The organism is Clostridiaceae bacterium HFYG-1003 (assembly GCA_024579835.1).
GTDB lineage: Bacteria > Bacillota > Clostridia > Clostridiales > Clostridiaceae > JG1575.
The window spans coordinates 1,317,142-1,340,790 of record CP102060.1; the positions used below are offsets into that span (position 1 = coordinate 1,317,142).

General features: G+C 51.0%; 18 protein-coding genes and 1 other annotated feature. Of the genes, 1 reads left to right on the forward strand and 17 read right to left on the reverse strand.

The features are described from left to right. Window positions 1–48: 48 nt before the first annotated feature. From NQU17_06010 to NQU17_06040, 7 genes are all read right to left on the reverse strand, one after another. Window positions 49–273 (reverse strand): hypothetical protein, encoded by a 225-nt coding sequence (locus tag NQU17_06010; GenBank protein ID UUM13108.1) that lies wholly within the window; start codon window positions 271–273, stop codon window positions 49–51. Between the two features lie 313 nt (window positions 274–586). Further along, a complete protein-coding gene (locus NQU17_06015) occupies window positions 587–1,960 on the reverse strand; it encodes an ISLre2 family transposase (GenBank protein UUM13109.1) in 1,374 nt (457 codons plus the stop codon). Window positions 1,961–2,269: 309 nt separating this feature from the next. Next, window positions 2,270–2,545: an HU family DNA-binding protein gene (locus tag NQU17_06020; GenBank protein UUM13110.1), complete on the reverse strand. Its 276-nt coding sequence runs from the start codon at window positions 2,543–2,545 to the stop codon at window positions 2,270–2,272. Between the two features lie 98 nt (window positions 2,546–2,643). After that, the gene (hslO, locus tag NQU17_06025; protein ID UUM13111.1) at window positions 2,644–3,528 is read right to left on the reverse strand and encodes an Hsp33 family molecular chaperone HslO; all 885 of its coding nucleotides are present in this window, start codon (window positions 3,526–3,528) and stop codon (window positions 2,644–2,646) included. Next, window positions 3,521–4,291 (reverse strand): class I SAM-dependent methyltransferase, encoded by a 771-nt coding sequence (locus tag NQU17_06030; protein UUM13112.1) that lies wholly within the window; start codon window positions 4,289–4,291, stop codon window positions 3,521–3,523. The genes hslO and NQU17_06030 overlap by 8 nt, the downstream gene beginning before the upstream one ends. A gap of 589 nt (window positions 4,292–4,880) precedes the next feature. After that, the gene (locus tag NQU17_06035) at window positions 4,881–5,219 is read right to left on the reverse strand and encodes a general stress protein (protein UUM13113.1); all 339 of its coding nucleotides are present in this window, start codon (window positions 5,217–5,219) and stop codon (window positions 4,881–4,883) included. Window positions 5,220–5,351: 132 nt separating this feature from the next. Further along, window positions 5,352–6,023: a single-stranded DNA-binding protein gene (locus tag NQU17_06040; protein ID UUM13114.1), complete on the reverse strand. Its 672-nt coding sequence runs from the start codon at window positions 6,021–6,023 to the stop codon at window positions 5,352–5,354. A gap of 337 nt (window positions 6,024–6,360) precedes the next feature. Between NQU17_06040 and NQU17_06045 the strand changes: the two genes are divergently transcribed. After that, window positions 6,361–6,918 (forward strand): DUF4364 family protein, encoded by a 558-nt coding sequence (locus NQU17_06045; protein UUM13115.1) that lies wholly within the window; start codon window positions 6,361–6,363, stop codon window positions 6,916–6,918. Window positions 6,919–7,078: 160 nt separating this feature from the next. On the opposite strand, the gene NQU17_06050 is transcribed toward NQU17_06045, so the two are convergent. The 10 genes from NQU17_06050 to NQU17_06095 all read right to left on the reverse strand — a co-directional run bounded on the left by NQU17_06050 (window position 7,079) and on the right by NQU17_06095 (window position 23,215). Beyond that, entirely contained in the window at window positions 7,079–7,678 is a 600-nt protein-coding gene (locus NQU17_06050; protein ID UUM13116.1) for a GrpB family protein, read from the reverse strand. Between the two features lie 209 nt (window positions 7,679–7,887). Further along, complete coding sequence (gene serS, locus NQU17_06055) at window positions 7,888–9,171, reverse strand: serine--tRNA ligase (protein UUM13117.1); 1,284 nt, start codon at window positions 9,169–9,171, stop codon at window positions 7,888–7,890. A gap of 42 nt (window positions 9,172–9,213) precedes the next feature. Further along, window positions 9,214–10,530 carry a bifunctional folylpolyglutamate synthase/dihydrofolate synthase gene (locus NQU17_06060; GenBank protein UUM13118.1) on the reverse strand — a complete coding sequence of 439 codons (1,317 nt, stop codon included), beginning with the start codon at window positions 10,528–10,530 and terminating at the stop codon, window positions 9,214–9,216. 126 nt (window positions 10,531–10,656) lie between these two features. Next, on the reverse strand, window positions 10,657–11,229 hold the full coding sequence (locus NQU17_06065) for a GNAT family N-acetyltransferase (protein UUM13119.1): 573 nt from the start codon (window positions 11,227–11,229) through the stop codon (window positions 10,657–10,659). A 1-nt stretch (window position 11,230) separates the two neighbouring features. Further along, entirely contained in the window at window positions 11,231–13,885 is a 2,655-nt protein-coding gene (locus tag NQU17_06070; protein UUM13120.1) for a valine--tRNA ligase, read from the reverse strand. Between the two features lie 162 nt (window positions 13,886–14,047). Further along, complete coding sequence (locus tag NQU17_06075) at window positions 14,048–14,680, reverse strand: hypothetical protein (protein ID UUM13121.1); 633 nt, start codon at window positions 14,678–14,680, stop codon at window positions 14,048–14,050. A gap of 47 nt (window positions 14,681–14,727) precedes the next feature. Then, window positions 14,728–14,940, reverse strand: a binding site (T-box leader). 135 nt (window positions 14,941–15,075) lie between these two features. Continuing rightward, window positions 15,076–19,413, reverse strand: coding sequence for a 2-hydroxyacyl-CoA dehydratase (locus NQU17_06080; GenBank protein UUM13122.1), 4,338 nt, complete (start codon window positions 19,411–19,413; stop codon window positions 15,076–15,078). A 198-nt stretch (window positions 19,414–19,611) separates the two neighbouring features. After that, window positions 19,612–20,304 carry a recombination regulator RecX gene (locus tag NQU17_06085; protein UUM13123.1) on the reverse strand — a complete coding sequence of 231 codons (693 nt, stop codon included), beginning with the start codon at window positions 20,302–20,304 and terminating at the stop codon, window positions 19,612–19,614. Between the two features lie 131 nt (window positions 20,305–20,435). After that, the gene (locus tag NQU17_06090) at window positions 20,436–21,695 is read right to left on the reverse strand and encodes an insulinase family protein (protein UUM13124.1); all 1,260 of its coding nucleotides are present in this window, start codon (window positions 21,693–21,695) and stop codon (window positions 20,436–20,438) included. A gap of 146 nt (window positions 21,696–21,841) precedes the next feature. Beyond that, entirely contained in the window at window positions 21,842–23,215 is a 1,374-nt protein-coding gene (locus NQU17_06095) for an ISLre2 family transposase (GenBank protein UUM13125.1), read from the reverse strand. Window positions 23,216–23,649 lie beyond the last annotated feature (434 nt).

The following is a 23,649-nucleotide window of genomic DNA, read 5'->3' on the forward strand; positions in this document are numbered from 1 at the left end:
CGTGAATTCCCAGTTATATGAAAGATCAGAGCTGGGGGTATTAACCTCTTACAGACGAATGCGTTCAAGGAACATAGGATTGGCATAATCATGACGGTAAATGTTTCCACCCATCAGGAAGAAGATGATATCATTGCGCTCATAGCCTTCTTTGTGCAGACGGTTGGTCTTCATGAATTTTTTCATGTTGGAATTGCTCAATTGACTGATCGAACGGATTTCCATGGCAGAATAATACCGATTGGAGAAAATGCTCTCCAGGTTCTTCTGCATTTCCAGTTTGAATGCCAGGTCTGTCTCCGAATTTTGATGCGGGCCTAGCCCACCCCGGTGATGTTCCGGACATAGATAAATGTAATTAAGCGGTGTTTCCAATCCGCCCTCTGATTTATGAATTACATGGTGCTTATCCCCTGGCTGGCCGCATACGATACAATGTGACAATAAGCAAAACCTCCTTCCTTTTCTTTATTATACCACAAACCGAAACTTATTCGAACATCTGTTACCAAGCGAGATAGTGTCAACTTACTTTCGGTTCAAAAATTGAATAGGCCTGCCGTGCGGATTCCAAGTAGCCCGGGTTTTACGATTTATACCACCCAAAATGAGGCGTTGCATAGCTGATTGAACCTTGTTTTACCGGGTAGACCCGGCTATTCTTCACGATCCGTTTTTCCAGCCTCAAAAGTCGGGCTTCCTTCTTCTTTTCTTTCTCTTTGGCAGCGAAGTAGCCCATGAGATCCCCGCCATTGAGGACGAAAACTCGCATGCGCGCTATATTCTCAGCACCTACTGTGCTCCACCCCATCGGGCGTGATGATAACCGTGAGGAAAGCACATGACTGACATGCCCTTCCGCACTGCAGCCCTGATAGCCCGACTTGGCCGCGTTCTGGATCGATTCCCAGTTGGACAAAAGATAGGTTTTCATCTCGCCTAACTTCTTTTCCTGGGTCTTTTTAAGCGGCAATCCCGCCGCTGATTCGAAGAATGTGTTGATGTCCTCAAGGGAGTCCATGCTGATGGCGTCTTTGAGGTACCAGTAATATTCATCCTTTGTCCCTTTGTAGGAATCAATCGGCGTTGCCGCCTGGCGCAGGGCCTTTTCCAGGTGGAACTTATCCAGATAGAGCTTGCATCGAGGCAGAATCTGGGCACCCATCTTGATCCAGGACGCCCCATCCCCTGATAAGGAGATTTCCTCGATCTTATCCACTTCATAAGCCGAGTTCAGGTAATCGAACACTTCGTACCACAGTTCATCCGAGTTGCCCTTGTAGAAGCCTGCAAATCGACGTACACCCATTAAGGCCTTGCGTCTCTTCCCGACACTCTGCTGCCCCTCATGGACGTAGATCAGCCGCATCTGCTGATTGGAACCGTCCTGCATAGCTACATGATCCTCATCGGCCTCAATATAGATCCGAGATACCACTTTTTTCTGAGGCAGGGGTCCCTCAGAAGACTCAATGTTCCCCAGTCGATGGACCAGATTCATTACCGTAGTGCGGCTGGTAATTCCGCTGCTTGCATAGCGCTCCACCGTCCCCTGGTAAGAAATATCTTTAGCACTGGAGAGAAGACACGAGGCTAGTTCCCGGCTGATTCTCTGATGGGGCTCAAGGCCCAGAAGACGATCCACCAGACACACATGGTGATTAGTCTTTTTATCCCGAAAGTACGTCCGGTCAAAGACCACAGGTCCGGCTGTAGTAGCGATGGTTTTTGTTTGATTACGCCGTTCGATGGAGTAATCCTTTTTGCGTAACTGTGAGTTCCTCAGGCGCTCATCGAGTACCTGAACATAATCCTGGATCTGCTCACGGGCAATCCGATCCGTCAGCTCGTGAGTCTCCTGGACCACCTGATCCATGGTGAGGGTACCGCTTGCCATTCTTGAATCAAAACCTTGTCTGAGAGAGGTGAACATTGAGTTGAAATCTGTTAAGATAGGCATGAGAATAAGTCCTTTCGTGTAGTTTGTTTGTTGTTGTTACTAACATTCTAGCACTTGGGCTTATTCTCTTTCATTTTCGACCTACAGTAACTTTACACTAAGACCAAGCGAGCAGTGCTGAACGGTGCTGCGCATTCCTGTGCGGTACTGCGCGATACTGTCTGTGTCCTATCCAAATCGAAAGGTGAATCTTACCGGAGTAAGACAGGATCTGAGTATCACTGCAATCACCGAATTATAATTTGTCACCGTTATAATTTGTAGTTTATTACAACGTTACAAAAAAGAAAGAAGAATGGCAAAGCCATTCTACTTATTGATCCGTTCTTTTAGTGTTTGACTTGGTCTGAACACAGGTTTCCTGAAGGCGTCAATTTTGACTTCTTCATTCGTTTTCGGGTTCCTTCCAATGCGTGGTGCACGGTCCTTCACCTCAAACGTGCCAAATCCTGTGATTTGGACCTTTTCTCCATCGATCAGTGCGACTTTCATCGTGTCGATGATCAGCCGAACGATCTCCTCTGCTTTCTTTTTTGTCATCGATTCTTCTTCAGCGATGAGTGCTATTACATCTGTCCTGTTCAAAACCAAATCCCCCTCGAAAAATGTTTTATATATATATCTCAATTAAAATTATAAATTTGGTTTTATATTTAGTGATTACGAAATGGTGACATTATCAGCTAATTTTTTGAAATCTCAGTGATAATTTTGCCAATATCCTCCTTCGAGAATAAGTAACGCTTATTACAGAACTGACATACCAGTTCCTCCGTTCGTCCTTCTTCATGAAGCTGCTTCAGTTCTCTTAAGCCGATGGAAATAAATGCCCGCTCCACCCGCTCTCTGGAGCAATCGCAGAAATAACGAGGCTGAGCTTCCGCATTAATGATCAAATCCATGTCGTCAAAGAGCATGTTCAGGATTTCGTGAATTGAATTTCCATCGCACAGCAGACTGGACAGCGGTGGAATTTCTTCCAGCCGGAAAGTAATCAGATCTGCCAGCATGGGATCATGTCCGGGCATCATCTGAACCATCAGTCCGCCCGCTGCCTGAACCGTCAGATCCGGATTCAGGCTTTCGCCAAGCAGCACTGCCGTAGGCAGTTGTTCTGATACCGTGTAATAATAGGCGATATCTTCCGCAATCTCGCCGGTATAGATTGGAACACTGGAGACATAAGGCTCCTTTAATCCCATATCCATAATCACCGTAAATTTTCCTTCCCTGCCGACGGCTCCGGCTACATCAAAGCGGCCGTGCTCATTCAGCGGAAGCTCCATCTCCGGATTGCCTAGATAGCCTTTAACCTCAAGGTTCATGCCTGATGTGACAAGGCAGCCCATGGATGGTCCATCTCCCTTGATCTGAACCGTCAGGCGATCCGATTCATTCTTCAGGACCGCGCCCATCATCAGTCCGCCGGTGAGCATGCGCCCCAGGAGGACCGTACCGGTCGCCGGGAGCTCATGAAGGCGCCTGGCTTCATCAACTATCTCTCTCGTATCCGCGGCAATTATCCGTACCATGCCATTCATGGCGGTTGCTCGAATCAGTTTATCCATTTATCGTAACTCCTTTTGTAAGCACATAGACGATTCTCTCAGAACCCGGAGAAGCGGGTTTTTCTGTATAACCGTCGTATTTCCCGGCAATCATAAATCCGGCAGTTTGTGCTGTTTCATCAATTTCTTCTTCTGTATGCAGATGCATGACCTGCTCTTCCGTAACCCGGTGATAAAGCGGTGGATTGTATCGTCCAGCACTCTTTCCCCTGGTCCGGATAAACGCATTAATAGTCAGCTCGAGGGTTTTCCCTACCAGCTGATTCTCCCAAACATGAAAATAATCCTCGTCATCATAGACGAACACTCCGGTCATTGCTGCTTTGGTCAGCTTATGGACGCTGGAGATATCAAAGATCAAAATCCCTGTATGTTCAAGGTTCCGGTAGCTGTTGTGCAGAAATGCCTCCAGTTCCAGTGAGTCCAAGTAATTCGGAATATCAAGAACTGAAATAATAAGGTCAAACCGATCCGGATACAGAAATGTGGGAGCCTCCCCTTTTAAAAAAGTGGCCTGCCCGGAACCGGAGTATTTATTTCTGGCCAGGGTCAGCATCTCTTCAGATGGATCGCACAGAATCATCCGTTCCAGACTGGGCAGGATCATCAAACCAGCATTGCCAGTCCCGCATCCCATATCCAGGGCGTACTTCCCCTTCACGTGAAATTGACGCATCTGACCCAGAATGAAATCAGCCATAGCCTGATAATCAAAATCCTCTTTGATCTTCTCTTCGTAGATAGCTGAAAAATCCTGATACATAATGAGTTCCTTTCCATGTTCGACAGCGCTGATTGTGATTGAAAATAAGCGCTATTCCTATTATAACTCATTCATTCACTCAGGGAAATGACTTAACGGAGATGTTTGTTGATGGTGTGTGATAATGTCACCTTGTATTTGTGCCGTAATTAGTTAACCACGTCGAAGTTCAAAAATATGTCACCCCAAACTTATAAGTTGGAGGATAATGGATCGGGAAGATTCATCGACTGCTTCCTTCGGTTGAATCCTCGAGAGGATTCATCTGAATTAATCCTTTGGATCGGTCTTCGAGAAAATTCATCGGACTGCTTCCTCCGGATCATTCTTCGGGATCGTTGTGATTCACTTAAATGTGACTGCTTGGATGTCATTCCGACCGAATGATTTTTCCAGTTTTTTGATCATGACGGATCAGCCACTGGCCTGCAAATATTTGAGCAAGCACTCCTTGGGATTGCTCCGGAGTGCTTGCTCAATTGCTTTTTGGCCCAGCCCCTCTTCAGGTTCTGAACGGTCTGAATGATTTTGATATCTTTCCCGTTCCGATCACTGCTTAATCAGGGGGTGATCGGATCAGGCGTCTGTTTTACAGTTCATCATTGGCAATGATCAGAAGCAGTTTGCCAGACTCAATCGCATTCGTAAAGATTTCAATCTCGTCGTCCTCTACTCCGAGGCGGGTAAACGCATTTTCAAATTCTTCCTGTGCGCCAACCAGATTCCTGAACTTATCCCACAAGCTCACATCAGTGGATTTCGACTCATCCGCCAGTGTTTCCAGGCGGCCTTTGATATTGTCGATCCGATGCTCCCCCTTGGCAATGACATACATGTCCGTGTCATGGTATCCTGTTTGCTTCAATTCATGGATGCGTTTTGTCACTTCATCCTGATTATTATATATTTCAATTTTGTTCTTCAGCATAACCCGCTTCGCCAGCCTCCTGAGCATTGACTGATTTACAATCATTATAGCCCGAAAAGACTGCCGCAAGACTCGTTATCCTTCGGTCATTTCTGGTTAATTTTTTGTGTCCATGCCTGGTCGCCGCTGCTGCTAGGCCATTGAAGACATCGTTTCTTCGCAGTCCATGGCAGTGTCTTCGTCACTTTTCTCCAAATGTTCCAGACGGCCGATCGAAACTTCATAGGCCGTGCAGATTTCACGCTCGTTTGTGCCGAAACATTTCTGGTATTGGCGGCTTTGGAATCTTCCTTCCAGTCGAATTTTGTCCCCGACATTGAGATGTTCCGCAAACCGGGCATTTCTGCCCCAGGCGATTGCCGGAATATAATCGGATTTTTTGTATGCCCGATTAACAGCAACCAGCAGATCTGCGATCTCCCTGCCAAAGGGAGTGGTCCGAAAAACAGGCTTCTTGCAGACATACCCCTCCAGCTCGATGTGGTTTGGATCCGGTGTTCCTTCAGCGACTTCTCCAAGTGACCGCGCAAACACTGTCAGAATGAGCTTGTTCCTGCCGCCTTCCATTTTGTTGTAGCTTCGCAGCTGGCCCTGAACCATTATTTTCTGGCCAAGAGTCAGAATTTGCCCATTCAGGCTTTTTTCAGCGATTGTGACTTGAATGTCATCTGTTTTATCGCTGAGGCGCTGCACCGATAGGGTGAACACATTGAATTTTTCGTCATACAGCTCGTGCGAAAACGCCAGTTCACTGCAGACGGTCCCTTCCAGTTTGATCAAATTGCAATTTTCCTTATGTTCCATGGTCTCCCCCAAAATGTTTATCTCTTTTTTTACTATCGCATGGACCCAGTTATACTTCCTAATAATAACAAAATGTGTATTCGATTTCAATATTCTTTCAGTTTTGACTGTACTGGTTTTTTTAAATCAGTGTTCGATTCCTTCGGTTATGCACTTCTTGTCCGGGCGCATTCTGCCTGACTATCACAGAAATGCACTTGATCATTTCTTCCGGGTCAGGCTGCATGCTCTGCCCAAGGAATTTGCTGAAATTATTCTCTCATTTCAGAGTTCCCTGCCCTGGGATTCGTGTTTGATGTGATATTATAGGATATATGATTGTTTTTTGGAGGACATTATGCAGGACAATAGAAACATTGCTGAAAATAAAATATTGATCTTGTACGCCCTGGTTAACGCCCGGTATGCCATGACCAAGCATGACTTGTCCATGATTATGCTGGATAATCTCCTGATGAGCTATTATAACTTCCAGGATTCCATTTACGGATTGAAAGACGGACGCTTCATTCTCCTGGACAAGGATGGTCTGGATGAGTACGTTGAGATTACAGATTCTGGCCGTTCCATGCTGGAACTCTTCTCCTCGAATCTGGATGTCCATAAGCGTTCCATGATCGATGTCTATATGGAAGAAATGAAGAATGAGCTCATTGAGAAGAACACGATCCATGCTTCATACTCCCCGGTTGAGGACGGCCGCTGTCTGGTTGAGATTCATGCCAAGGAAGGCCGGCGGATGATTTTCAATCTGGGTATTGAAGTGCCCAGTCAGGCAGATGCCGAATATATCTGCGATAACTGGAAACGCAATCCGGAAGTAATTTACTATCAATTCCTTAACCTTCTGACCGCCAATCGCGATACCGAAACTTCCCCTTCCCGGGAAGAATAAATACCAGTCGGTCCCTGATAATCAAAGACTGGCTGGCATAGAGAAAATATTGTAGAACAGGTTTGAATGCAAACCTGTTCTTTTTTAATCCTGAGACACAAATGAGAGTTCCTGTGGATCGCACCTGCGCCGCCTTTGGCGAAGCAAATATCACGGTTCTTTATGTGGGAAGTTTGAAGCCATCCGGGAGGGCGGCTCTTTCATACCTGCCTTGAAATGCCTGTCTGGCATCCTGGGTATGCCTTGCGATGAATTCGTGCTTAGCATTGGTGTAGCCGTCCCGATCATGCTCATACTGTTTCCAGAGTGCCAGTTTCAGTTGTTCATACTCCGCGGCAATTTCCGGGTACGTCAGTAGATAGTCGCGGAAATACAGCTCATCATGGTCTCCCTCCCGACGCAGATGCAAGTGAAATACGCGCTGGGCAAATCCGTTCTCCGAGTATCCCTTATTGAATGACACTCGGGTTTCACTCTCTGACATGCAGGCATAGCCTGCCGCTGCCAGGCAATGCCTGATCTCTTCCTGATGATCCCGGGCTTCAACCAGAATATCAATAATCGGCTTTGCCCAGATTGAATCAACTGCTGTACTGCCAATGTGACTGATCCGAGAAATAGAACCCAATGGCAGGACAGACCTCAAGAGATTCAGTTCCTCTTCATACCAGTCCGACCAGCAGGATTGGTGTTTCGTCAGGTAAATCGGAAATAACTGCCAGAGTTCTTCCAATGTCATTTCACTCAATTTCTTACTCATCCCGCACCACCTCGATTCTGCAGAGTCGTTCCCATGATCTGTTCCCGGCAACCCTCGGTGAGAATTGAAGGCGTCTCCCTGAAATTCGGCATGACCAAAGAGTTGGATTCAGGTTGGACTTTCCTTATTTTCCCGTCATCAGCAAGAGCTATCCTGTCAAATGGCAGAATAGCTCCTGTTCTTTCCCTATGGGCGGGTGCCCGACTGGCTTACGGCTTTACGATTCTTGTCTTATTGCCCATGTAAGGCTGAAGAACTGCGGGAATCAGGACTGTGCCGTCTTCCTGGTAGTTGTTTTCGAGGAAAGCTATGAGCATGCGGGGCGGGGCCACCACGGTATTGTTCAGGGTATGGGGGAAGTATGTTCCGTCCGATCCCTTGGCTCGAATGGAAAGCCGGCGCGATTGAGCGTCCCCCAGATTCGAGCAGGAACCGACCTCGAAGAATTTCTGCTGACGGGGAGACCAGGCTTCCACGTCTACGGATTTGACCTTCAGATCAGCCAGGTCGCCGGAACAGCATTCGAGCTTGCGAACCGGAATATCCAGCGTCCTGAAGAACTCCACCGTAATGTCTGCCATTTTATGGAACCAGTCCATGGATTCGGCGGGTTCGCAGATCACGATCATTTCCTGTTTTTCAAATTGATGTACCCGGTATAATCCGCGTTCCTCAATGCCGTGGGCGCCGACTTCCTTGCGGAAGCAGGGGGAAGAGGATGTCAGGGTCAGGGGCAGTTCCTCCGGCCGGATGATGCTGTCGATATACTGGCCGATCATGGAATGTTCGGACGTACCGATCAGGTAGAGATCTTCCCCATCGACTTTGTACATCATGTTGTCGCGTTCGGTGAAGCTCATGACGCCTTCTACTACGTTGGCGCGAATCATGTAAGGCGGAATGCAGTAGGTAAATCCCTTGTCAATCATGAAATCCCGAGCATAGCTCATGATGGCGGAATGAAGCCGCGCCATGTCGCCTTTCAGGAACCAGAAGCCATTGCCTGAGGTTCTGCGGGCCGTATCCATGCTGGCTCCGTCGAGGGCTTCGACGATATCCATGTGATAAGGAATTTCAAAGTCCGGGACGAGGGCTTCGCCAAATCGTTCCACTTCGACATTCTCGGAATCATCGCGGCCGATGGGCACTGAATCATCAATGATATTCGGAATCACCATCATACGAACCCGGATTTCTTCCGCCAGGCGTTTCGCTTCGACATCCAGCTCCGCCAGACGATCGGCTTCCTGCTGTACTTTCACCTTAATCGCTTCCGCCTCGTCGCGTTTGCCCTGCCCCATCAGCTTGCCGATTTCTTTGGACAGCGCATTGCGCTGACTCTTCAGGGTTTCTGCTTCCGTCAGTGCGGCCCGGTAATTGATGTCGAGTTCCAGTACCTCATCCACCAGCGGCAGCTTGGCCTCCTGGAATTTCTTTTTTAAATTCTCCCGGACCAGATCCGGCTGATTTCTGAGCAATTTGATATCTATCATAATTTCCTCCCGTTTATTGTGCGTCCCGTTTGTTAAAACCGATTAGTGCTCATAGGGCAGACCGAATCTCTGCCGCATGGTGCGCCGCATGTCACCCACCATATAGAGGGAACCGGACGCGATGACATAACCGTCATCCGGACATTGCCGCAGCGCGCTGGACAGCGCCGTGTCGTATTCCTCTTCCCAGGTTACGTGGTCATTGAATGTATGAATGTATTGATAGAGATCCTGTGCCAGAGAAGCCCGGGTAGAATTGGGGGTCACGCAGATCACAGCGTTCGCGTCGCGGGCAATCAGATCCGCCATCTGATGGGTATCCTTATCGGCCAGAATTCCAAGGATCAGAATATAAGGGCGGTCCGGATAGTAAAAATTCAGCGAATTCTTGAGCTGCCGGATGCCATCGACATTATGAGCTCCGTCAATGATCACCAGCGGATCATGGTTCATGATCTCAAAGCGCCCCATCCAATGGACCGTCTCCACTGCTTCGGCGACCAGATCCGGCAACAAATTCAGGCCCGCGACCTGAGAAAGCCGATACAGAGCCGACACCGCCAGCAGGGAATTGACCTGCTGATGCACGCCCAGGAGGCGCAGGTTCGCTTCAAAGTCCCAGGTTCCGGCTTCATAACGCACTCGCTGAACCCCTGTTTCCTCGGCAAAGCCAAGGAATGAGACGTGATTTGGATCGACAAATTCAATCGGGCTCTCCATGAGCCGGGCCCGTTCCATAATCACCCGCTCCGCTTCAGGCAGCTGCGGATAGGCCACCACCGGCACCCCGCGTTTGATGATGCCGGCCTTGGCCTGAGCGATTTCGCCAATGGTGTTTCCCAGCACATTCATGTGGTCAAAGCTGATGGAAGTTATTATCGACAGCAGCGGTGAAACCACGTTGGTGGAATCCAGATCGCCGCCCAAACCGACTTCGATCACGCAGAAATCCGGCTGCTTTGCCTGAAAATACAGAAACATGACCGTGGTGATGATCTCAAATTCCGTCGGATGCTCCAAGCCTTCCGCAACGCACTCGGCCACGGCTCCCGCGACTTTTTCCGTATAGAAGGCCAGATCGGCATCGTCAATATTCTTCCGGTTAATCTGGATTCGTTCATTAAATTCTTCGATATAGGGCGAGATATACAATCCAACGGTATACCCGTGCTTCATCAGCACTTCCGAGGTGATGGCAGCCACCGACCCCTTTCCGTTGGTTCCGGCGATATGGATCACTCGCAGATCCAGATGCGGATTTCCCAACTTGCTGAGCATACATTCCATGCGGGACAGTCCCAGGTTCTGGCCAAATTTCTGGGTCCCGGTGATGAAGGCCATTGCTTCTTTAATATCCATAGTACTCATACTCCGAATGCACGATCCGATTTTCTGATTCGGTTCGTTTGATATAGTCTATTTTAGCATAGAAAGAGCCGGAAGGGGTCCGTGGGTTCCCCTTCCGGTTCTGATTGCCGGCAGGTCCTACCGGGCGCTGTAATCACCCTGACGATCGCGTCCCGGGGAGACTCTGACTTCATTCTTCAGGATGCCATAGCAGACGAGATCCAGATATGCCCCGTCCTTTTTCACAGCCTGCCGGAGCACGCCCTCCTGCTTCATCCCCGCCTTCTCCATCACCCGGCCGGAAGCCTTGTTCCAAGAGAAATGCCTGGCAATGACGCGGTGAACACCCTGGGTCAGAGCAAACTCGATCACCCGCTTCAGGCTTTCCGTCATATAGCCCTGCCCCCAGTAAGTTCGATCCAGCCAGTAGCCGGCTTCTGTTTCATCATGCCGGTTGAACGGCGACAGGCCGATCACTCCGATAAACTTCCCCGATTCCTTCAGACAGATCGCGAAATCATGTCCGGCCCGCCCTTCGCGGCGGCTGGTTTCAATCGTTCCCAGCCACGCCAGGGCATGATCTCTGGTATAGGGCCGGGGGATCAGCAAGGTGTTCTGATAGATCTGCGGGTCCTGGCAAATTCTGGTGATTTCCTCGATGTCGCCCTCGCATACGGGGCGGAGCAGCAGACGTTCCGTCATCAGCTCCATGTTACAGCACCAGCGTTTCGTCGTAACTCTTCTGGGTTTTCGCCAGCAGATCGCGATACTGCTCCAATTTGACCCGTTCCTCGGTAATTACTTTCTCCGGCGCTTTGGCCACAAATTTCTCATTGGAGAGCTTGCCTTCAATCCGGCTGACTTCTCCCTGATATTTTTTAATTTCCTTGCCCAGACGCTCCAGTTCCTTTTCCTTGTCGATCAGATCAAGCAGGGGCAGGAAGATTTCTCCGCCCGGGGTGACCAGAGTGACCGTATCGGCCAGTCCTTCCTTGGACTCCACTAAAATCACTTCACTGGCAAAACCCAGCCGTTCCAGGTAGGCACCGCTCTGCCCAAAGGCTTCTCTGGCGTCTGCTGCCGGTAGAATGTAGGTCTTGGCTTTGCGGCCGGGATGAACGTTCATTTCCTGCCGAATCGTCCGGATTGACTTGATGGCAGCAATGATATGGTCCATATGACGGGCTTCCTCCCCGAAGGAGAAGCGATCTTCATAAATGGGCCAGGCTGCCAGCGTGATGGTTTCCTCTCCGGTCAGATGGGTATAGATTTCCTCGGTGATAAAGGGCATGACCGGATGGAGCAGCTTTAATCCATCCGACAGCACCTTGACCAGAACGTTCATGGTGACGCCTTTGGCCTTTTCATCGGCTCCGGTGAACGCAGTCTTGCTCAGTTCGATGTACCAGTCACAGAATTCAGTCCACAGGAAGTCATAAACTTTCTGGAGTGCGATTCCGATTTCAAAGCGTTCCAGGTTTTCGCTGACTTCGCGGATCACTTCATTGTTGCGATGCAGAATCCACTGATCCGCCAGAGAATATTCCTCACAGTCCTCATACCGCTTCATCAGGTCGGCATCCAGGTTCATCATGGCGAACCGTGATGCGTTCCAGATCTTATTGGCAAAGTTACGGGCTGATTCCACCTTGTCGTCGTTGTAGCGAATGTCATTGCCCGGAGCATTGCCGGTAACGAGCATGTAGCGCAGCGCATCCGCGCCGTACTGGTCAATGACATCCAGCGGATCAATGCCGTTGCCCAACGACTTGCTCATCTTGCGGCCCTGCTCGTCACGGACGATGCCATGGAACAGAACGGTATCAAAGGGCTTTTTGCCCATGTTGTGCAGTCCGGAGAAGATCATGCGGGCCACCCAGAAGAAGATGATGTCATAGCCAGTCACCAGGGTGCTGGTGGGATAGAAGTAATCCAGATCCGGAGTCTGTTCCGGCCAGCCTAAGGTTGAGAACGGCCACAGAGCGGATGAGAACCAGGTATCCAGGACATCCTCATCCTGACGCAGGCGCTCGCTCCGGCAGGAAGGACAGTAGTCCGGAGTTTCCTCCGCGGCAATGACCTCACCGCAGGTCTCGCAGTACCAGACGGGAATCTGATGTCCCCACCACAGCTGACGCGAGATGCACCAGTCCTGAATGTTTTCCATCCAGTTGTAATAGGTCTTCTCCATTCGTTCGGGAATGAACTGAATCTCCTTGGTGCGAACCGCGTCGATGGCCGGCTGGGCCAGCGGTTCCATTTTGACGTACCACTGGTTGGAAATCATGGGTTCAATGGTCGTGCCGCAACGGTCGTGGGTTGATACATTGTGCACGATGTCCCGGGTTTTGAGCAGCAGTCCCCGCGCCTGCAAATCGTTCAAAATGGCTTCTCTGGCCGCATAGCGGTCCAGTCCCTGATAAGCGTAGCCCTTTTCGTTGATCCGGCCTTCCTCATCCATCATGACGATCTCCTGAAGACCATGGCGCAGCCCGACCTGGTAGTCATTGGGATCGTGGGCCGGCGTGATCTTGACGCAGCCCGTACCAAAGTCCATGTCCACATAGGAATCCGCGATGACCGGAATCTCCCGGTCCGTCAGCGGCAGCCGGATCGTCTTTCCGACCAGGTGACGGAACCGTTCATCTTCCGGATGAACCGCCACGGCCGTATCCCCCAGCATCGTCTCAGGACGCGTGGTGGCAATTTCCAGATAGCCGGAGCCATCGGTGAATGGGTACTTGATGTGCCAGAAATGGCCGTTTCTTTCCTCATACTGCATTTCTGCATCGGAAATCGCGGTCAGGCACTTGGGGCACCAGTTGGTTATCCGCTGGCCGCGGTAGATCAGTCCCTCGTTGTACAGCTTGACAAAGGTGTGCCGCACGGCCCGGGACAGATTTTCATCCATGGTAAAGGCTTCTCTGGAATAATCCACCGAGCAGCCCAGCCGGTCCAGCTGACCCTTAATCTTTTCGCGGTATTCTTTCGCCCAGTCCCAGGTGTACTCCAGGAACTTCTCCCGGCCGATTTCTGATTTCACAATCCCTTTGGCCAGAAGTTCATTCTCGACTTTCACTTCGGTAGCGATGGACGCATGATCCTGGCCTGGCAGCCACAGCGTGGAGTATCCCTGCATCCGGCGGAACCGGATCAGTATATCCTGCAGTGCATTGTCCAGGGCATGGCCCATATGAAGCTTGCCGGTAATATTAGGCGGCGGCATGACAATGGTATATGGTTTCTTCTCCGGGTCAACGGTCGGGGTAAAATAGCCCGCCTCCAGCCAGGTTTTGGTCAGTCGTTCTTCAAATTGCCTGGGATCATAGGTTGTTGCCAGATCCGTTTTCATGCGTTTGTCTTCCATCTTTTATCATCCTTCCTTCAGGCAATCTGTTCGAACCGCCCCGATTCAGCAGAATCCTGCTGAATTGACGGCTTCGCGACTCCTGTTTCAAAAATTTGTACTTTAAAACCAGTTGCAGTGTCTTGGGTTCATGGTTCGCTGATGCCTCATCAGCCAGGCCGCTTATTCGATAAACCGGCCAATCTCTTCCAGTACATCTGAAAGAATCCGAACTGATTCCGAAATGGTGCCGGCGTTGAGGCTGTGGTCAGCTCCCGGATAAACCTTGAGCCTGGAAGCCGCCTCGCCGAGGGTTTCCAGGGCCTTCTCATGATCGAGCAGGTGGTCTTCGCTGCCGGTGAAGGCCATGAAGTTGATGATCCCGATCTGAAGGGCCATGGTGTCCACCATCTGGTCAATGGGCGTCAGATAGACGCAGCGGACCGGCTGATTCTGGCGCTGCGCGGCGTCCGAGGCAAACAGTGCTCCCACGCTTTTCCCCAGAAAGACCAGGTCGCCGCTTCGATCTTCTCCGGTCAGAACCTCGTCCACGACACCTGACACCAGATTTCCCATAGCATGCCTGGTGCGCTCATTCAGACTGAATTCGCCGTAGGACAGAATCAGCAGATTGTATCCTTTTTGCATCGCCAGACGGGTGGCATAATACAGCAGCGGTTTGTCAACTGTATAACCCTTCCCCGGGAAAAGGACACACAGGCCTCTTGAGTCTGGATTTTCCAGCAAGGTGCAGTTGATCTTCAAATCCTGGTATTCTGATTGGATAATCCGCCGTTCGACTTTTTCTTCTTTCATCGGTTGCTCCTCCCCAAAAAAATTAAAATAAAAAAGGGCCTTCGTCACATAAGGACGAAGACCCGCGGTACCACCTTAATTCCCACCTGAGATGGGCTCTCATCAGATAACGGTCATCCGGACCGTTCCCGGTTACTAAGTTTTCTCCGGGACAGCTCGAAAAGCTACCTTCCGTTCCTTTCCCCTGTCGATCTTTCAGCCTTGGATCGATTCTCTGCAAAGGGTCCCCGAACATACTCCTCTTTTCTATATGCGCTTTTGCTATTCAGTTCATGGAGCCGTCTGCTTCATGGAATAAAGATCCCTGCATCACTGGGTTTCACGAATCAGAATCTCAATGATTCAGAGCCGCAATGAATCAGAATCGCAAAGGATCCGTCATCATCGGTGATGGATTAGTTATCTTCAATGAGGCTATTATAGCCTTCTTTGGCTAAAACTTCAACCAGGCGGCTGCCGACTTTTTGGGTCAGGCTCGGATTGAGTTCAATGATTTCCTTCCCCGCCAGGTTCTTAAACGCTACCGACAGCATCAGCTTAATCCGATTGAGCTGGTTGACCTCCGACGCGCCTGGATCATAGTCGATGGCCGCGATATTGGCTTCGGGGTGAATTTCCCGCAGCTTCTTGATCATGCCCTTTCCTGTAACATGATTCGGGAGGCAGGCAAAGGGCTGCATGCAGATAATATTGTGGACGCCTTCATGCAGCAGTTCCAGCATTTCACCGGTCAGGAACCAGCCTTCTCCGGTCATGTTGCCCAGCTGCAGGATTGGTTCGGTCTTTTTCGCCAGATCATAGATTGAGGCCGGCGGGTAAAACCGATTGGACGTTTTCAGGGCCTTCTTCATCGCCTTGCGGAAGAACTCAATACCGGCAATGCCGGCATGTCCGCCCAGGGCCGAAGTCATGGAGCCTCCCAGGTACTTATGCTTGTAGTCGGAATCCAGTGCGGAATAGAGGAAGAAATCCATCAGATCCGGCATTACGGCTTCCGCCCCTTCGCTTTCGATAATGTCTACCACTGAATTATTCGCCGTCGGGTGGAACTTGACAAGGATTTCCCCTACCAGTCCAACCTTTGGCTTCACCAGATTTTCATGGATCGGGAATTCATCGAAGTCTTTTACGATGGCCTTGCAGTTGCGTTCGTATTCCAGGAAACTGCCCTTTTTCAGGCTCCGGATGCAGCGGTTGACCCAGTGGTCATAGAGGGCGTTGGCTGAACCGGCGACCTTCTCATAAGGCCGGACCTTATACAGCACCCGCATCAGCAGATCGCCGTAGATCAGTCCCTGAGCGGCTCGGGACAGCGTGGGCAGATCAAACGCCATGCCCGGATGGCTTTCAAATCCCTGAACCGAGAGTGGAACGCAGGGTACATTGGCAAACCCGGCATCGCGCAGCGCTTTGCGGATGAAGGCCACATAGTTGGTGGCACGGCAGCCGCCGCCGGTCTGGGTGATGACCACTGTCGTGTTGTCCAGGTCATATTCACCGGACTGCAGCGCATTGATCAGCTGGCCCGTGACCAGGATGCTGGGATAACAGGCGTCATTATTGACATACTTCAGACCCGCTTCGACCGCACCTTTGTCGACTTCAGGCAGCAGAACGACCCGGAATCCGGAATACTGGAGAGCAGCCTCGACAAACTGGAGGTGTATGGGTGAAAGCTGAGGTGAAATAATGGTATGCTGCCTTTTCATTTCTTTGGTGAACGTGATGGGGGTACAGTCAATCGCTTCGGGTACCGGTACGTACTGATTGCGCTGACGCTCTTCCATGGCTGCCTTGAGCGACCGGATCCGAATGCGGGCCGCGCCCAGATTGTTGCCTTCATCGATTTTCAGGCAGGTGTAGATCTTGCCGACGCCGGAGAGGATCTCCTGAACCTGGTCGGTCGTCACTGCATCCAGCCCGCAGCCGAAGGAGTTGAGCTGAACCAGTTCCAGGTCCTCCCGGGCGCTGACCACAGAGGCGGCGTGGTAGAGCCGGGAATGGTAGGTCCACTGATCCACGACCCGAAGCTGCCGCTCCTCGGTCTGGTCCAGATGGCAGATGGAATCTTCGCTCAGCACCGCCATGCCAAAGGAGGTAATCACCTCCGGGATGCCGTGGTGCACTTCCGGATCAACATGGTAAGGCCGTCCGCCCAGAACAATGCCTTTGATCTGGTGTTTGCGGAGATATTCCAGGGTTTCTTCGCCAAACCGGCGAATGTCGGCCTTATACGCATCGCGTTCGGCAAAGCCTTTGCGGCAGGCCGCTTCCCATTCTGACAGGGAGATATCGCACCGGTTCTTGAAGATCTGATACAGCCGGCGAGCCAGTTTGTCGCGGTCACCAATGTTCAGGAACGGGTTCAGGAAGGGAATGGAGCTTTCCTTGAGATTGTCCACGTTGTTCTTAATGACTTCCGGATAGGAGGTCACAATGGGGCAGTTGTAGAAATTGTCAGCTCCCTTGAATTCCTTTTCCTCAAAGGGAATGCAGGGATAGAAGATGAGATCCGGCTTTTTTCGAATCAGCCACTCAATGTGACCATGCACCAGTTTCCCGGGATAGCAGACCGATTCCGAAGGAATGGTCTCAATGCCCATCTCATAGAGCTGTTTGGACGACTGGGGCGAGAGCAGCACCGAAAAGCCCAGATCCGTCAGAACCGTATGCCAGAAGGGATAATTCTCGTACAGGTTCAGCACCCGTGGAATGCCGATGACGCCGCGTCGGGCCTCCTCTTTCTTCAATGGCTTATAGTATTTGAAGGTTCGTTCAAATTTATAGGCAAAGGCGTTGGGAATGGTGGATTTCTCCAGGTTTCCCAACGGACGCTCACACCGGTTGCCCGAAATGAACTGCTTCCCGCCGGTAAATTTATTGATCGTAAGCTGACAGTTGTTGGCACACAGGCCGCAGCGGCGAAGATCCGTTTCATAGCTGAACTGTTCGATATCGGACCGGCTCCGCAGGGTCGATTGGTGGCCTTCCTCAAACCGTTCCCGGGCAATCAAAGCAGCTCCATAGGCGCCCATGAGGCCGGCAATGTCCGGGCGCACGGCCTGCACACCCGAAACCAGTTCAAAGGCCCGCAGTACGGCATCATTATGGAATGTACCGCCCTGAACGATGATCTTCTCCCCCATTTCTTTGGGGTTGCGAATCTTAATAACTTTATACAGGGCATTCTTAATAACCGAGTAGGACAGTCCTGCGGAGATGTCGCCCACGCTGGCTCCCTCTTTCTGGGCCTGTTTGACCCGGGAGTTCATGAACACCGTGCAGCGCGTTCCCAGATCCACCGGGGCGCGGCTGGTCAAAGCTTCCCCTGCGAAGCCCTGCGGCGTGGTATTGAGTCCCCGGGCAAAGGTCTCGATGAACGAGCCGCAGCCGGAGGAACAGGCTTCATTGAGCAAAATGGAATCAATGACGCCGTTTTTAATGCGCAGGCATTTCATGTCCTGCCCGCCAATATCCAGGATAAAGTCCACGCCATGGAGGAAGTGATCGGAAGCCTTGTAATGGGCAATGGTCTCAATCTCGCCGATGTCGACGCCAAGGGCCTCGCGGATCAGCGATTCGCCATAACCGGTTACGCAGGAGTTGGCAATCCAGACCTTGTCATGGAGTGCTTCATATACTTTCTTGACCTCTTCGACGACTTTATCCAGCGGTTTGCCTTCATTGGAACCGTAGAAGGAATAGACCAGATTCCGATCCCGGTCCACCAGGGCAACCTTGGAGGTGGTGGAACCGGCATCAATCCCAAGGAAGAGCGGTCCTTCCACCTCATCGATGGCTACCCGGTTCACCCGTTCGCGATCGTGGCGCGCCCGGAACTCTGTCAGCTCCGCCTCCGTTTCAAACAGTGGCCGCAGGCGCTCGACTTCATTCAGTGTGATTTCCCGCTTCCTGCGCAGTCGCTCGACCACGGTGTAGAAGTTCACCGCATCGGATTCTTCCGAGATCAGCGCCGCACCGATGGCGACGAACAGATTGGAGTGTTCCGGACTGATGACAGCCTCATCGGAAAGGTTCAGCGTCTCAATGAAACGCTGTCTCAGTTCCGACAAGAAGAACAGCGGACCGCCTAAGAAGGCGATGTTGCCCCGAATCGGACGGCCGCAGGCCAGACCGGAAATGGTCTGATTCACTACCGCCTGGAACACGGAGGCTGCAATGTCCTCCGGCCGAGCGCCCTCATTGATCAGGGGCTGCACGTCGGTCTTGGCAAATACACCGCAGCGGGCTGCGATGGGATAAATGGTCGTATGATTTTTTGCCAGGTCATTGAGACCCTGAGCATCCGTCTTCAGGAGACTGGCCATTTGATCGATGAACGCTCCCGTGCCCCCGGCACAAGTGCCGTTCATGCGCTGATCCATGGCTTTGCCAAAGAATGTGATCTTGGCATCTTCACCGCCCAGCTCAATGGCAACATCCGTCTGCGGAATATAGGTCTCCACCGCCCGGGTACAGGCGATCACTTCCTGAGAAAACGGGATGTTCAACAGTGCAGCGACGCCAAATCCGCCGGAGCCGGCTGCATTGATGGTCACCGGAACATCACCCAATAATTCATAAACCTCTTCCACGATGCCCCGGACTGTACTTCTCACATCGGAGAAATGGCGGCGGTAGGTGGAATAAATCATGTCGTGTTCATCATTGAGAACAATGATTTTAACTGTGGTGGAACCGACATCCAGGCCAATACTGTATTTTAATGACATGTACATCCCCTCTTTGATGGTCTGCCAGCCAGACCCGGGTCCGGTGCAGAAAACAGAGATTTGTTATAAATTTTTTATCGTTTGTTTCATTCGGCTAGTTGGCGGCGCGGGCGCTCCCGCGGCACAGCGGCCGGATGGCGGATATTATTATCTCATCATAGCAGGCAAGTGGAGCCGGATGGTTAAATTGAGGTTAAATCATTCTTCCTCAGCCTGTTCTAAAGTCATATTATAAACCTTTTTGATCAAATTGTAATCATAGCCCCGTGAGAGGAGAAACCGATAAACTTTTTCCCGAATTTTGTTCTCTTCCAATCCTCGGTTTTTCAGACTCAGAACCTTTTTCCGGCAGGCCGCCAGTGCGTGGGATTCTTCCGCATCGCTCATGTCCTCGAGCAGGTCTTGGGCGATCTCGCGATCTACGCCCTTCTGGGCCAGTTCCTGTTCGATAGCTCTGGAGCCGCGCTGACGGATCCGTTCTTTCAGATAAGCCTGCGCGAATTTTTCGTCATCCAGAAAACCATACGAAGCAAGGCTCTCCAGGGTCGCCTCAATGGCTCGGTCGGAAAAATCTTTCTCCTTCAGCTTGTCGCGGACCTCTTTACGAGTTCGCATACGTATATCAAGCAGGTGAAGTCCCGCTTCCCGGGCTTTCACCAGTTCATCTTCCACAATCAGTTCGCGCAGCTCCGGCAACTCGATGCGGGATTCCGGACGCAGACTTCTTCGGAATGCGACTTCCTGAGATAAAAGGAATTCGGGAGATTCGGGGTCCTCCATCAGATCGCTCCAGTCCTGGGGCGTCAGATTCGCTTCATGATCTTCCCAGGCTGCTGAGACCTTGACATACCCTTTTTTTCCGGTCGCCGGTTCAATTCGTTTAATATGCATCAATGCCACCTCCTGGTCGTGGATTGCAGCCGGCCCCAACCCCTGGGCCAGCCAGCTTGCTGTATCCCCTGTGCCGCTGACAGCCGCGGGCGGGTCCGGTGAGCTGACTGGCTACCTGAGTGACTGCCACTCTAAGCGAAAGAATCAGCCTCTTCTTCGTCATGCTGTGGTATAAGCAGAGAGATCGTCGGAGTAGAAAACACCAGCTGGGCTACCTGACGCAGTTCATCCACCGACAGGTTTTCCATCTCCCGGAGCTCTTCCTCATAATGAAGCAGCGCCCTGTCATCCAGCGCGTTGGCCGCCACATAGCTGCACAGTGCCGGGGTATCGTCCAGCAGTGCTGCGATATGAGTTCGATGCATTTTCTGGGACAGCTGGAGATCTTTCTCCGTCAGGGGAATTCGCCCCGCTTTGAGATCCGCGATGATGTTCATAATGATCTGAAGGACCGTCTGAACATTTTCCGGTTCCGTGGCACAATAAACTTCCAGTGTCCGTACGTGGGGGGTCAGATCCAGCCCCGAATAAATATCATAGGACAGGCCCCGCTTTAACCGGATTTCCCGGAACAGCAGAGAGTTGTCGGAGTCGCCCAGCCGGCGGTTCAACACTTTCAGGGCAGTTTCCTGAGCCGGATCCAGATCCGGAAAATGATAAAGCAGCGTCACCGTCGCCATTTCCGAAGAGTCTGTGGGGGTTTCCCATTCTCCGGTATGGTTTGGCGAATCATGGAAATAAAATGACTGAACGCCTCTGGCAGGCCAGCTCTCGAAATAGCGACGGACCCTTTCCTGCATTACTTCATGGGGCTCATGGGAAGCCAGCACCAGGGTCGCCTGATCCGGTGTCAGGTACTGAAGCCGGTGGCGTTTCAGATCTGCCAGCGTCACCGCCGCGATGGATGCTTCATCACCGATCACATCGTACCGGAGCGGCTCCTCCGGCCAGGCCCTGGCATAAAGCAGATCATAGGAAATGGTCTCCAGATCCTCCAGCCCTTCTTTATATTCACTGAGTATGACGGACCGTTCCCGGTCCAGCTCCGACTGAGTCAGGTCGGTGTTTTGAACCAGATCGGACACCAGGTCCAGAGCCGCTTCCATTTCACCGGACAAGGCGGATACCGAAAGGATCAATTGCGTCAGATCCGTAAAAGCGTTGACGTCGCCGCCCAGAAACTCAAACTCTTCGTTAATGGCATCATGGCTGCGCCGGGTCGTTCCGGTGAACAGCATATGTTCCAGAACGTGGGTCATTCCTTTCTGCTTGGGGGGATCCATCATGGAGCCAACCCGGAACCCCAGGTTCAGCGCCATGATCTGGCTGTCTTTTTTTATAGTTATCAAACGCAGACCGTTTGTTAGGTAAAGTTCTTTAATATCAGGCATATGTTCCATCCTTTTTCACAATCTAGCCTCCATTATAAGTCAGCCAAAGAATTATTACTATCTTTCCCGTTCACAAGATAGTGTCAACTTACTTTCGGTTCAAAAACTGAATAAGCCTGCCGTGCGGATTCCAAGTAGCCCGGGTTTTACGATTTATACCACCCAAAATGAGGCGTTGCATAGCTGATTGAACCTTGTTTTACCGGGTAGACCCGGCTCTTCTTCACGATCCGTTTTTCCAGCCTCAAAAGTCGGGCTTCCTTCTTCTTTTCTTTCTCTTTGGCAGCGAAGTAGCCCATGAGATCCCCGCCATTGAGGACGAAAACTCGCATGCGCGCTATATTCTCAGCACCTACTGTGCTCCACCCCATCGGGCGTGAAGATAACCGTGAGGAAAGCACATGACTGACATGCCCTTCCGCACTGCAGCCCTGATAGCCCGACTTGGCCGCGTTCTGGATCGATTCCCAGTTGGACACAAGATAGGTTTGCATCTCGCCTAACTTCTTTTCCTGGGTCTTTTTAAGCGGCAATCCCGCCGCTGATTCGAAGAATGTGTTGATGTCCTCAAGGGAGTCCATGCTGATGGCGTCTTTGAGGTACCAGTAATATTCATCCTTTGTCCCTTTGTAGGAATCAATCGGCGTTGCCGCCTGGCGCAGGGCCTTTTCCAGGTGGAACTTATCCAGATAGAGCTTGCATCGAGGCAGAATCTGGGCACCCATCTTGATCCAGGTCGCCCCATCCCCTGATAAGGAGATTTCCTCGATCTTATCTACCTCATAAGCCGAGTTCAGGTAATCGAACACTTCGTACCACAGTTCATCCGAGTTGCCCTTGTAGAAGCCTGCAAATCGACGTACACCCATTAAGGCCTTGCGTCTCTTCCCGACACTCTGCTGCCCCTCATGGACGTAGATCAGCCGCATCTGCTGATTGGAACCGTCCTGCATAGCTACATGATCCTCATCGGCCTCAATATAGATCCGAGATACCACTTTTTTCTGAGGCAGGGGTCCCTCAGAAGACTCAATGTTCCCCAGTCGATGGACCAGATTCATTACCGTAGTGCGGCTGGTAATTCCGCTGCTTGCATAGCGCTCCACCGTCCCCTGGTAAGAAATATCTTTAGCACTGGAGAGAAGACACGAGGCTAGTTCCCGGCTGATTCTCTGATGGGGCTCAAGGCCCAGAAGACGATCCACCAGACACACATGGTGATTAGTCTTTTTATCCCGAAAGTACGTCCGGTCAAAGACCACAGGTCCGGCTGTAGTAGCGATGGTTTTTGTTTGATTACGCCGTTCGATGGAGTAATCCTTTTTCCGTAACTGTGAGTTCCTCAGGCGCTCATCGAGTACCTGAACATAATCCTGGATCTGCTCACGGGCAATCCGATCCGTCAGCTCGTGAGTCTCCTGGACCACTTGATCCATGGTGAGGGTACCGCTTGCCATTCTTGAATCAAAACCTTGTCTGAGAGAGGTGAACATTGAGTTGAAATCTGTTAAGATAGGCATGAGAATAAGTCCTTTCGTGTAGTTTGTTTGTTGTTGTTACTAACATTCTAGCACTTGGGCTTATTCTCTTTCATTTTCGACCTACAGTAACTTTACACTAACCGTTCACAAACAAAAGTTTGAGAATCATTCCGGTTCTTTCGGGGTGATTCTCATACTGCTCCATTTCCAAACCCACTCATACCAATCCTTAGCCTCTTACCCTTTCGGATCCTTTCGAACCCTTCCGAATCAATCCGAATCCTTCCGCGTGCTTCCGGCAATTCCCGGACTTCATTGGACTTTCCCGGCTTTCTCCTTTTCTTTTAAGATCATTGCGATATCCTTTTCATCATGATTCCTTTTCCCGGATTCTATCGTTTCTTGATTTTGATTCTTTCCGAGTCTTTCTATTTGATTTTGCACAATCAAATAAGGGAAGCCGACAAAACCGC